Genomic DNA, 11900 nt, shown 5'->3' with positions numbered 1-11900 from the left:
GATGGCAGCGCCATGAACATTGACCTTCCCGATACTTTCCATTTTCTTTCGATCACCCGACGATTTATCGAAAGTTATGCCGGGCGCAAACGTTTCACAATTATTTCTTGAAAGGAATGGAGACTGCACCCGCTTTCATCGAACCGGATGCAGACATGAGAAAAATCAGTTGCATCGCGAGCGCCGCATTGCTGGTGCTTGCCACGATAGCGTTGAACGGTTGCGGCGCGGACGATTCCTCTTCCACGAGCAACGCGACGACCACAGCCCTTGCGCCGAACGACGCGGCGCAACGACCCGCAATGGCGGCAGCGGCAGTGGCGACTCCCAACGCCTCAGCACCATTCGCGGACAACACGGCGAACAGCGCGGCAAGTGGCGCAGCCGCCACCGACGCGATCACGCAAAACATGCAGGCCAGTCTCGCGGCCGACAGCCAGCAGGTCGCGCCGGTCATGCGCTACGCGCCCGGCGACAGCGCGAACAACTAGTTCGCAACTGATCAGCAAGAGCAACGCGTAACCGACCACGAAACACCCCAAGGCACGCTCACGCGCGCTATTCTTCCCCTACGCAGAAGGTGATATTCGATGACATCAACTAGCCGTCGCCGTTTCCTGCAAACCGTGGCTTCATCCGCGGGCGCCGCCGCCGCGATGACCGCATTGCCCGAGTCGATCCGCAACGCGCTCGCCGTGCCCGCGTTTTCGCGCACGGGCACGATTCGCGATGTCGAGCACATCGTCGTGTTCATGCAGGAGAACCGCTCGTTCGACCACTACTTCGGCCATCTGCGCGGCGTGCGCGGCTACAACGACCGCTTCCCGATTCCGCTGCCGAGCGGCCTGCCGGTGTGGAATCAGCCGTCGAAGGAAGACCCGACCAAGCCGGTGCTGCCGTTCCATCTGAACACCGCGACGACGAGCGCGCAGTGCGTCGGCGATCTCGATCACTCGTGGTACAAGACCCACTACGCGATCGACGGCGGCCGCTACGACCAGTGGCCCGCCAACAAGACCGACATGACGATGGGCTACCACCTGCGTAGCGACATCCCGTTCCACTACGCGCTCGCCGACGCCTTCACGATCTGCGATGCGTACTTCTGCTCGCTGCCGGGACCGACGCACCCGAACCGCGCGTATCTGATGACCGGCATGGTCGACCCGACCGGCACGATGGGCGGCCCGCTGCTCGACAACAACGACTGGGTCGACGGCGATGGTCCGCCGAACTATCAGTTGCTGTCGTGGACCACGTATCCGGAGCGTCTGCAGGCCGCGGGCATTTCGTGGCAGATCTATCAGCAGGGCACGTCGGGCGTCGATCCGCTGAACGGCAATTACGGCACCAACATCCTGCAGAACTTCACGAACTTCATCAACGCGCAACCGGGTTCGCCGCTCTACGAGCGCGCGCAAACCGTGCGCACGATCGACGACCTGAAAGCCGACGTGCTCGCGAACCGGCTACCGCAGGTGTCGTGGCTGTGCCCGCCGGCCGCCTACTCGGAGCATCCGAGCTACACGCCCGCGTACGGCGCCGAATACACGTCGCAGATTCTCGACGCGCTGACGTCGAACCCCGAGGTGTGGAGCAAGACCGTGCTCTTCATCATGTACGACGAGAACGATGGCTTCTTCGATCACCTCGTGCCGCCGCAACCGCCGACGACCTCCACCCAGGGAAAGTCGACGGTCACGACCGACGGCGAAATCCACAATGTCGTCAATCCGCTGCGCGGCGGCAGCTACACCGCCGACGGCTATCCGTACGGCCTCGGCCCGCGCGTGCCGATGACGATCGTGTCGCCGTGGACCAAGGGCGGCTTCGTGTGCTCGCAGGTGTTCGATCACACGTCGGTGATCCGCTTCATCGAAACGCGCTTCGGCGTGCATGAGCCGAACATCACGGCATGGCGTCGCGCGGTGTGCGGCGACCTGACCACCGCATTCGACTTCCGCACGCCGGATGCGAAGATGCCATCGCTGCCGGACACCAGCAACTACATCAGCATGGCCGACAACCAGTGCAAGACGCAACCGAAGCCGACCGTGCCGACGACGCCGGCTCCGGTCGATGCGCAGGAAGCGGGCATCCGTTTCGCGCGCGCGTTGCCGTACGAACTGCATGTGAACGGCGCGGCGAACACGGGCAACGACACGTTCGAAATCACGATCGGCAACACCGGCGACCAGGGCGCGCACTTCTACGTGTACGCGACGAATCGCACCGACGGTCCGTGGCGCTACACGGTCGAAGCGGGCAAGTCGCTCAGCGACACGTTCGACCTGAGCACGACCAACGGCGTCTACGCGTTCGACGTGTTCGGCCCGAACGGCTTCGTGCGCAAGTTCGCGGGCAACACCCGGGCGAGCACGCAAAGCACGCAGAATGGCCATGGCAACGCTCATGGCGACAACCAACCGGCGCGGCCTGAAGTGGCCGTGCAATACGACGTCGCGAATGGCAACGTGTTCCTGAAGTTCACCAACAGCGGCGGCGGCATCGCGCATCTGACGGTGATCGACAACGCGTACGGCGCGCGCCCCCGCACCGTGGTCGTGCCAGCCAATGCGCGTATCGAAGAAGGCTGGGTGCTTGCGTCGAGCCATCACTGGTACGACCTGACGGTGACGAGCAGTGACGACGCAAGCTTCTCGCGCCGCTTTGCCGGTCACGTCGAGAACGGCCGGCCGAGTATCAGCGATCCGGCTGCGGTTGCGCCGGTGCTGACCGCGAGTTGAGGCAACAACCGCCAGCGCCGCTTACTCGCAGTAAGATTCGGCATCCTGTCCCGCCTACGTGGCGGACAGGGTGCCGATGTTTTTTAAGGCTCGTATTGAAACGCGGTGCCTAGAGACCGACGTCCGGCAGCGCCGGACGCGTGGCGAGCGCTCTGGCGACGATGTCTTTGACTTCGGCGAGCGCATCGCCTTGCAGCGCGAGGCGCGGCGGACGCGTGACGGCGCTGCCGCGGCCGAGCAGTTCCTCGCACAGCTTGATGCATTGCACGAGGTCGGGGCGCGCGTCGAGGTGCAACAGCGGCATGAACCAGCGGTACAGCGACAGCGCTTCATCGAAACGCTTCTGCGTGGCGAGGCGGAACAGCGTCTCGCCCTCCTTCGGGAACGCGTTCGACATGCCCGACACCCACCCTTGCGCACCGACCGCGATGCTTTCGACGACGACGTCGTCGAGGCCGGCGAACAGCACGAAGCGGTCGCCCACCGCGTTGCGCAGATCGATGAAGCGTCGCGTATCGCCCGACGAATCCTTGAAGCAGACAATGTTCTCGCAGTCCTGCAGTGCGATCAGCACGTCCGGCGTGACGTCGTTCTTGTAGATCGGCGGGTTGTTGTAGATCATCACCGGCAGATCGGTGCTGGTCGCGACCGAGCGGAAATGCGCGGCGGTTTCGTGCGGCTTCGCGGAATAGACGAGCGCCGGCATGACCATCACGCCGTCGACGCCGACACGCGCGGCTTCACGCACCGTCTGCCGCGCGAACTCGGTCGTGAACTCGGCGACACCCGCGACGACCGGCACCTTGCCGCCAGCCGCGTCGCGCGCGGCCTCGATCACCTGCAGTTTTTCCGACGTGCTCAGCGAGGTGTTTTCGCCAACCGTGCCGCAGACCACCAGACCCGACACCCCGTCCTTGACGAGATTGCTGACCACGCGGTGCGTCGCGTCGATGTCGAGCGAAAAATCCGGCTTGAACTGGGTGCTGACGGCGGGAAACACCCCGCTCCATTGGATAGCCTTGCTCACTTTGTCCGTCTCCTTCAAAAAGCCGGCCGCGCCGACACACGTTGAGTATGACGACGAGTATCGGCCTTTATCCGGAGGCGGGCTTGGGCTTTTTCGTGGCTGAAAGAGATTAAATCCGCACAACAGGCGAGGCGCCGGATCGCCGGGCGGGCGGTGCCGGCTACTTCGCGGCAAGGCGGCCGAGGCGCACGTCAGCACCGTCGCGCGAGGCTTCGAGGGAGCCCCTGGATGCCGAGTCCGGCATAGCCGTTACGCGCTCAGGCGCCCAGCAATACGCCCGTTCGGAACGGCCGCGTGCCGGTCACGCGACCGAGCGGCGCACCAGCCGTCACGAAGCGGATCGCGCGCCGCATGTACAGCACCCCTTCGGTCTGGCTCGCGATCGTGGTCGTCTCGTCGGTCAGCGGATCGACGATATCGAACAGCGGCTGGCCCACGCGGATCTTGTCGCCGATCTTCGCGCGGTGCACGAGAATGCCGCTCAGCGGCGCATAGAACTGCTCGCTGCCCGCGAGCGGCGTCGCCGGCGACAGCAGCGGCGGCAACGGCCTGGCCTCGCCCCGAATCGCGCCGCGCCACACCAGATAGTCGACGAGCGCGTCGGCATCCTGTTGCGCGACTTCATACGACACGTCGCGCTGGCCGCGGCATTCGACCGTCACCGCGATCGAGCCGGTCGGAACCGGCTTGCTCGCCGGCATCTGCTGCTGCAACGTCCACCACAGCAGGCTGTGGGTTTCGTCGAACGCGCCGCCGCCCGAATCGGTCGCGAGCAACGACGCCTCTGCACCGAGATAGCGCGACAGCGGCTCGAACTCGGCCCAAGCGGCTTCGCTCGTGTACACATGCATCGCCGCTTCGAGCGAGCAATGCAGATCGATCACGACGTCCGCGTCGCACGACAACTTCAAGAGCGCCAGTTGCAGCGACTCGAATTCGGTCAGCGGCTTCTGTTGCGCGAGTTCGGCCGCGAGCAGCTCGCGCACGATGCGGCGGTTCTCGTTCGCGTCCGCGCCGAGCGTCTCTTTTGCATTCGCGACGAGCTTTGCGAACTGCACGAAATGCCGGTTGAAGTTCTTGCCACTGCCGAGATCGAAGCGGCCGATGAACTGCCCGAGCACGTATTGACTGAGGCCGACCGGATTCGACACCGGCACGAGCACGATTTGCGCGTTCAGCGCGCCGGCTTCCTCGAGCTCCCGCAGACGCCGCTTCAGCAGCACCGTGGTCAGCATCGCGGGCGTTTCGTCGGCGTGCAGCGACGCCTGGATATAGATCTTCTGCCCGCTATTGGCCGGGCCGAAATGAAACGAAACCAGTTCGCGGTGCGTGCCGATTGCTGGCGACAGAAGCGGAATCGATTGCCTGTTCATGAATGGAAAGCCGCGAAGATAATGTTGGAAATGTGGATCAATTGCCGTACGGATCGAAGTCGAAGTACTTCTTCGCGATCTGCGCATAGGTGCCGTCTTTGCGCATCGACGCGATCGCCGCGTCGATCGATGCCTGCACCGCGGTTTCGTCCTTGCGCAAGCCGATGCCGACGCCGCGATCTCCCATCGAAAGCGGCTCGCCGACAAACGCGAAGCCCTTGCCCGCGGGCGTGCGCAGGAAGCCGTAATCGGCCTCGACGGTGCCGAGCAACGCGCCGTCGAGCCGGCCGTTCCGCAGATCGGCGAACACCTCGTCCTGGCTCTTGTAGGCGACCACGTTCGCGCCGAGCGGCGTCCAGTTCTTCAGCGCGTAGCCCTCGAACTGCGTGCCCGACTGCACGCCGATCTGCTTGCCGGCAAGTCCGCTCGCCGTAGGCACGAGCGACGAGCCTTGCCGCGCGATCAGCCGCGACTTGAACTGGAACAGCTTCGACGAAAACAGAATCTGCTGCTCGCGCTTCTCGGTGATCGCCATCGACGACAGCACCGCGTCGATCTTGCGCGCCTGCAGCGCCGGAATCATGCCCGAAAACTCGAGTTCGACCCACTGACAATGCGCGTGCATGCGCCGGCAAATCTCGTTGCCGAGATCGACGTCGAAGCCCTTCAGGCTGCCATCGGGCGCCTTCGAGTCCATCGGCGGATAGGTCGGGTCGATGCCGAGGCGCAACATGTTGGCGTCAGCGGCGAACGCGCCGCTGCTGAAAGCCAGCGCGGCGCAGAGAGTCATCAGTGGAGTTTTCATGGAAGGCGACGATGAGCGGATGAGGACAGCGTGATCCTAAGCCGCTGTGGCGCCTCAAAGAAGTCCCGTTCGGACTATCATGATCACTTTTACCGATCACCAAACCCTGTCGCCATGGCATTGACGATTTCCCAGCTGCGCGCGTTCACGGCGGTCGCCGAGCATGGCAGCATCCGCGCGGCGTCGCGCGCGCTCGGCATCGCGCAAAGCGGCATCACGCAGCAGTTGCAGAACCTCGAATCGATGCTCGGCGCAACGCTGTTCACGCGCACGAATCGCGGCATTGCGCTGACCGCGCTGGGCCAGCGGCTACTGCAGCGGGCCGGCGCGATCCTCGGTGAATGCGAGCGTGCCGAGGAGGAGGTGCGGCAACTGCGCGGCGACTACGTGGGCGAGGTCACGTTCGGCATGACGACAGAGCCGCTCGTCGACGCGTTCGCGCCCGTGTTGATGGAATTTCGTGCGCGCTTCGAGCGCGTCGCCGTGCATCTGCGCACGGGCACGTCGCGCATGATGATTTCGTGGATCCGCGAAGGCACGCTGGATTTCGCTGCCGCGCTCGTATCGAAGCAGACCGACACCGCCGATCTGTCGGTCACGCCGCTCTATCCGTCCGACCCGGTGATCGTGTGCCGGCGCGGTCATCCGAAGGCGCGCGCGAAGTCGCTCGCCGAACTCGTCGGTTGCACGTGGGTGACGACGCGCTCGCCGAATCTGACCGAGGAGCCGCACGTCAACCGGTTGAGCCATCTGTTCGATAGCTACGGCTTGACGCCGCCGAAGATCGTCGCGACCGTCGAGGGCTTGTACGAGACGCTGCACCTGGTAGCCGCGACTGATTGCCTGTCGCTCGAATCATCGGTCATCGCGAAGCGCGGGCCGTTCGCGGACGTGTTGACGACGATCCCCGTGCGCGAGCGCGCGTTGCAGCAGAACGTCTGTCTGCTGCAACGCGCCGCGATTCCGCTGACCCCAGCCGCGCAAGAGTTCGCGACGATGATCGCGTCGTACACGCGCACGGTGCGGGCGCATTGAGCGTTGAGTGTTGAACTCCAACGCGCCGCTCAAGCCGCCGTTGCTTCGAGCGCTATCAATTCTTCGATGCGCTGCCTGCGCCGGATCAGCCGCGCGTTGCCGCGCTCGATCAGCACCTCGGGCGCGAGCGGCCGGCTGTTGTAGTTCGATGACATCGACGCGCCGTACGCGCCCGTGTCGTGGAACACGAGCAGGTCGCCCATTTGAGGCGCGGGCATCGACCGGCTCGTGACGACACCGCCTTGCGCCTGCGTGAACACGTCGCCGGCTTCGCACAGTGGCCCCGCCACGCTGAACGAGCCGGCCGGCGCATCGCTCGGCGTGCCGTTGCGCCGAAGCACGCTGATCTCGTGATAACTGCCGTAGTACGACGGCCGCACCAGGTCGTTGAAGCCCGCATCGAGCAACGCGAATTGCCGCGACGGCCGCCGGTTCAGCGCGTGCACTTCGGCGACGAGTACACCTGCTTGCGCGACCAGAAAGCGCCCCGGTTCGATTTCGAGTCTCACGCGATGCCCGACGCGTGCTTCGATGCGGCGCCGCGCGTCGTCCCACAGCCGGAAATAATGCGCGGTATCGACACTCAGCTCGCCGTCGCGATACGGCACCGACAAACCACCACCCGCGGAAATCGCCTCGATATCCTGATCGAGTTGCGACACCGCATCGACCATTGCATCGCACACTTTCGCGAGATGCGCGTAATCGACACCCGAGCCGATATGCATGTGCAGCCCGACGAGCTTCAGCCGATAGTGCCGCACCAGTTCGAGCGCGCGTGGCAGGTCATCGCGCCAGATGCCGTGCTTGCTGTGCTCGCCGCCTGTGTTGGTCTTGCTGCTGTGGCCGTGACCGAAGCCGGGATTGATCCGCAGCCACACGCGATGGCCTTCGCTCGCGTGTCTCCCGAGACGTTCGAGCATGTCGGGCGATCCGGCGTTGACCGTGATTCGCTCGTCGAGCACGGTGGCCAGCGTCGCGTGGTCGAGCACGTCGGCGGTGAAGACGACGCCTTCGGGCCCACCGTTCGATGCGGGTTGAGCCGCATAACCCGCGGCAAAACTGCGCGCGAGTTCACCCAAAGAGACCGCATCGACCATCACGCCTTCGTCGCGCATCAGCTTCAGGATGTGCACGTTCGAACGGGCCTTCTGCGCGTAGCGGATCGTGTCGAAACTGCGCAACTGCGCGATGCGCCGGCGGATCGTGTCGGCGTCATAGACCCATAGCGGCGTGCCGTGCTGGCGCGCGAGAGCTGCCCGACGGCAACAGCTTTCCGATGCTGGTGACGAAGGGCCTCCCGCGCGACGAGGCGTTTCGTGCGATAGACGGCGGCTACAAACGCTCGGTGGCCGACATGATCGGGCGTGACCGCCGCGAGGTCGAGGTCGCACGCCTGATTTACCGCATTTTCGCGAGTACGCCGCCGACTCCGACGGCGCTGGTTCCGGTCTGCGAGCGCATTGAGCCGTGGCATACGGACCTCCTCAACTTCTGTGGTTCATCGGTGCGGACATGGAGCAGTGCCCCGGTACGCTCGGCTGCGGTCCTCACGATGATGGACGACGGCGACGCCGACTACGTCCGGCTCGTCTACCGCGCGCTCGCGACAAACGACCTGGCCGGCATGCCGCGCTCGGCGCAATCGCTCGTGAGCGCCTACCTGCGCGGGCAGATCAAGGCGCGCGAGCCTTACGACCTGTTCTGCCGCTGCCTGAAGGTGTTCGACCCGAGCAAGCAGTCCGTGACGAGAATCCAGATCAACGACCAGTCCGCGATGGTTGCGCGTATGCGGGAGTTTGTCGGCGTGGCGATCTTCGGCGAGCCGGGGAAAAAGAAAAAGGCCGCAACGGACGTGACGGCCTCGAAGGGGACTTCGAGACTCAATCATACGCCGCGGAATCTGCGCCTGCCACTGCAATGATCGCGGTACCCCCGCTCACGGATCGGGTAGCGCGTCGCAGGCGTCGACGCGCTGACCGGACAGGAGGTCGTTTCATGAGGAACCTGGTGCACCTCGAACGGCGGCGTTTCCGGCGTCCCGGCGGCGACGCGCATAACGGGGCATTCGGCCTGGTTGCCCCGGGCACGCGCGCGACGCTGCACGTCATCGCGACGAACGGCGGATCGTGGGATCGCGTCAGCGTCACCGTAGCCGGGGAAAAGCGCTGCCCGTTCTGGTCCGAGATGGCGTGGGTCAAGGATCAGTTTTTCGAACCCGGCGAGGCCGTCATGCAGTTGCATCCGCCGCGCGACCAGTACGTCAATAACCACCCGTACCGCCTGCATATGTGGCGTCCGCAGTGCGAGGCGATTCCGCTACCGCCGGTCACCATGGTCGGCATCGCGGGCATGACGCCGCAACAGCTCGCGCAGATGACCCCGGAGGATATCGGGAAGCTGCGGGCGCTCGCCGCCGCCGGATGGAAGTGGTCGGGGCCATGAACGCAAAACACCGCGAACACCGCGTCCGCCAGGCCGAGGATGCGCACGACCTGGCACTGCATCATCTCGCACGCGCCCGCGAGGCGCTCGACCTGATTGCGTCGATAGCCGAAGCGCCGCTCGTACATGGTTCGCTGTCCTCGATTGCCCGCCTCGCGCATGCCGCGCTCGTCGGCTCAATGCCTGCCGATCCGGCGTACGTCTCCGGCGAACAGCACGAGCAGGAGGGACCATGAGCAGGATTTTGCGCAACCGGATAACGGGCGAACTGTTCCGGCATTCGACGCTCGGCGATCAGGTACTCGCCGAAGCGCGACGCCGGGGCGAGCCCTGGGCGGCAAATGCGGTGATTTATGCGCGGCGCGCCGAGGCCTGGTACGGTCGGCGTCCGTGCAGAGGCGAGGACCTTCGGACCATATTCGACGCCGTCTTTGGCGCGCGGTGATTCCTCGTAGGAGGCAGTTCCGTTCACGTTGACGTTGACGTTTCCAGCGACTCCCGCGCTAGATGCTGCATCTGCGCCCAGGCCGCAACGAAGCGGTGATACGGCTCGCGGGTCGTGAACTGGTCATGGATCGACAGTCCGCGTGCGATTGCAGTGTGCTCGGCACCGGTAACCGTCCATGCTTCGCCCGCGTCGACGCGCGAACTAATCGCGTCGAGCGCGGATTCAGCCGCTGCGAGGTGCTCCGCGTTCACGTCTTCGCGACCGGCGAGAAATCGCGCATGCCAGATCGCCTGCAGAAGCGTGGCGGCCTGATCGAAGCTGCCGTCTCCCGCCGCCATTACTGATAGCGCGAGATGATATCCGAGCGAGAGCGCGCGCGCCTTCTGCACTGGCAGTGGTAGCAGCATCTCGCGCGAGAGTCGTCTGGGTTTCATTCGCGCCATTGTCAGAACCGCACTGATGTCTTGCTTACGATGCACACTTTTGGGCTACCTTCTTTGGGACCGGCTGGGCCAATCCGATCCGGTCGATGCGCCGCACAGCGACGCAGCAACGCCCCGCCGAGCCATCGAGGAAAATGTCGTAATCGTGACCTGCCTGCGGCATAAAGTAGGGTTGCAGGCGGCGAACAGGATCGATGGAGATCCACCTCAAGATCTGCAAGGCGGTGTTCCGACAACAATCGAGCGCGTGGCACCATCTCTCTCTTCAATTAGATCTGTACAAGGGGGCCCGACGATGCGGGACGGTGCCAGCAGGATGCCGCACAGAAAAACCAGCATATGGCCTTCTGGAAAATCGAGCAAAAGCGAATTGGCCAGGCAGGCAATCCCAAAAGCCGCCGCATAGCCAGCCGAGAATGCTCCTTCGAGGTTCCGCAAATTGCAACTTTGTCTCCATATTTGCCATATAAGCATAAGAAAAGCTACGAGTCCAACTATGCCCAATTGGTCAGCGATCAGAAAATATTCATTGTGTGGATTCGACGATTCCATTCCTCGTGCCCCCTGCTGTCCCGACGCCTGCTCGCGAAACAACGTGCCAACACTTCCCACGCCGGCTCCCAGTATAGGGCGTTGCGAAATCAGAGAAAGTGAGCGCCGGTAGAATTCGAAACGTAATCCTACTGACGTAGGTTCATCGCGCTTTTCGTAGTCGCGAATTTCACTACCGACTTCTGCTAGACGCGACATCTTGTTATGTGCGACATATGTAACCGCTAGGCCGCCGACGACCGCCGCGACACCGAGTACCAAAATCGCCTTCCCGAATCGAAGATCCTGCCCTCGCAGGAACGTCTGCCAGCTCCACAATATCAACAAGGGAGGCAACACTACCTGGCCCGTCCTCCCTTCTTGCATGACCAAAACTGACGCGAGTGCCAAGACAGTTATCGCCGCGCTTGATACCCGGACACCCAAACTAACGTTCAACTTTTCCCCGCAGTGCCGGCCCCACGCCAAAGTAAGAGCCATATACGCAAGCAGCGCAGTAAAGAGTCCTTGCGTTATGTGGTGCTTGAACACCCAGCTTGCTCTAATTGGATCGGGCGCATACAACGGGCCGATATGCGTTAGGCCAAGCCAATTGGTACAAGACAATATCAATACAAACGTGAGCGAAATATAGAGTGCGCCGATAGCCAATCGACGCCATGCTGGCTCATTGAACAGGATGAGCAGAAACGGGAAGTACATGAGTTTTCGGTACTTAGCCAATATCGATATCGATTCGCCAATCGGGGCCACGTCCCACAGCAGGCTTATGCACAGAAGAAGGAATAATACTGAAGCGGCGACGGCAACACGGTTATGCCGTATTGCACCGACCGATGTCCAAAACTGCCGGCAGGTTAACATGATCAGCACCATTGTCGGCGCCAGAAGATTCACGGCGGCAGTCGAAATCGGTATAGCAAATAGTGTGCAGATTGCGCACCAGCGTGCGAGTGCCCACCGAGTTGGCGTAAAAGGCGGAAAAAATTCCGTCATTGCTTAATAGGTTCCGGTGAAAGTGATTT

12 protein-coding genes and 1 pseudogene are annotated in these 11900 nt (G+C 63.2%); 6 read left to right on the top strand and 7 right to left on the bottom strand.

Annotated elements, in window-relative coordinates:
• Window positions 1-100: 100 nt before the first annotated feature.
• Entirely contained in the window at window positions 101-457 is a 357-nt protein-coding gene (locus HDG39_RS08125) for a hypothetical protein (protein ID WP_184004809.1), read from the bottom strand.
• A 133-nt stretch (window positions 458-590) separates the two neighbouring features.
• Between HDG39_RS08125 and HDG39_RS08120 the strand changes: the two genes are divergently transcribed.
• Window positions 591-2747 (top strand): phosphocholine-specific phospholipase C, encoded by a 2157-nt coding sequence (locus HDG39_RS08120; RefSeq protein WP_184004807.1) that lies wholly within the window; start codon window positions 591-593, stop codon window positions 2745-2747.
• A gap of 109 nt (window positions 2748-2856) precedes the next feature.
• On the opposite strand, the gene HDG39_RS08115 is transcribed toward HDG39_RS08120, so the two are convergent.
• The 3 genes from HDG39_RS08115 to HDG39_RS08105 form a co-directional block, all read right to left on the bottom strand.
• Window positions 2857-3774, bottom strand: coding sequence for a dihydrodipicolinate synthase family protein (locus HDG39_RS08115; protein WP_184004804.1), 918 nt, complete (start codon window positions 3772-3774; stop codon window positions 2857-2859).
• 257 nt (window positions 3775-4031) lie between these two features.
• Window positions 4032-5147 carry a succinylglutamate desuccinylase/aspartoacylase family protein gene (locus HDG39_RS08110; protein ID WP_184004801.1) on the bottom strand — a complete coding sequence of 372 codons (1116 nt, stop codon included), beginning with the start codon at window positions 5145-5147 and terminating at the stop codon, window positions 4032-4034.
• A 37-nt stretch (window positions 5148-5184) separates the two neighbouring features.
• Window positions 5185-5952 (bottom strand): transporter substrate-binding domain-containing protein, encoded by a 768-nt coding sequence (locus tag HDG39_RS08105; protein WP_184004798.1) that lies wholly within the window; start codon window positions 5950-5952, stop codon window positions 5185-5187.
• Window positions 5953-6066: 114 nt separating this feature from the next.
• Between HDG39_RS08105 and HDG39_RS08100 the strand changes: the two genes are divergently transcribed.
• The gene (locus HDG39_RS08100) at window positions 6067-6987 is read left to right on the top strand and encodes a LysR family transcriptional regulator (protein ID WP_184004795.1); all 921 of its coding nucleotides are present in this window, start codon (window positions 6067-6069) and stop codon (window positions 6985-6987) included.
• 29 nt (window positions 6988-7016) lie between these two features.
• Here the strand turns inward: HDG39_RS08100 and lysA are convergent.
• Window positions 7017-8246, bottom strand: a pseudogene (gene lysA / locus HDG39_RS08095) (diaminopimelate decarboxylase); the annotation flags it as partial.
• A gap of 20 nt (window positions 8247-8266) precedes the next feature.
• Here lysA and HDG39_RS08090 point away from each other — a divergent pair.
• From HDG39_RS08090 to HDG39_RS08075, 4 genes are all read left to right on the top strand, one after another.
• Window positions 8267-8911 carry a hypothetical protein gene (locus HDG39_RS08090; RefSeq protein ID WP_184005257.1) on the top strand — a complete coding sequence of 215 codons (645 nt, stop codon included), beginning with the start codon at window positions 8267-8269 and terminating at the stop codon, window positions 8909-8911.
• 74 nt (window positions 8912-8985) lie between these two features.
• Window positions 8986-9432: a DUF7694 domain-containing protein gene (locus HDG39_RS08085; protein WP_184004792.1), complete on the top strand. Its 447-nt coding sequence runs from the start codon at window positions 8986-8988 to the stop codon at window positions 9430-9432.
• Entirely contained in the window at window positions 9429-9668 is a 240-nt protein-coding gene (locus tag HDG39_RS08080; protein WP_184004789.1) for a hypothetical protein, read from the top strand. The genes HDG39_RS08085 and HDG39_RS08080 overlap by 4 nt, the downstream gene beginning before the upstream one ends.
• On the top strand, window positions 9665-9877 hold the full coding sequence (locus HDG39_RS08075; protein ID WP_184004786.1) for a hypothetical protein: 213 nt from the start codon (window positions 9665-9667) through the stop codon (window positions 9875-9877). The genes HDG39_RS08080 and HDG39_RS08075 overlap by 4 nt, the downstream gene beginning before the upstream one ends.
• A gap of 23 nt (window positions 9878-9900) precedes the next feature.
• Here the strand turns inward: HDG39_RS08075 and HDG39_RS08070 are convergent, their stop codons facing one another.
• Window positions 9901-10314 carry a hypothetical protein gene (locus HDG39_RS08070; protein WP_184004783.1) on the bottom strand — a complete coding sequence of 138 codons (414 nt, stop codon included), beginning with the start codon at window positions 10312-10314 and terminating at the stop codon, window positions 9901-9903.
• A gap of 216 nt (window positions 10315-10530) precedes the next feature.
• On the bottom strand, window positions 10531-11751 hold the full coding sequence (locus tag HDG39_RS08065; RefSeq protein ID WP_260327596.1) for an O-antigen ligase family protein: 1221 nt from the start codon (window positions 11749-11751) through the stop codon (window positions 10531-10533).
• Window positions 11752-11900: the final 149 nt, after the last annotated feature.

It is taken from the genome of Paraburkholderia lebeckiae (assembly GCF_014201005.1).
Taxonomy (GTDB): Bacteria; Pseudomonadota; Gammaproteobacteria; order Burkholderiales; family Burkholderiaceae; genus Paraburkholderia; species Paraburkholderia tuberum.
Note: the sequence above shows the minus strand (reverse complement) of the source record. Positions and strands in the feature narration are given on the sequence as shown.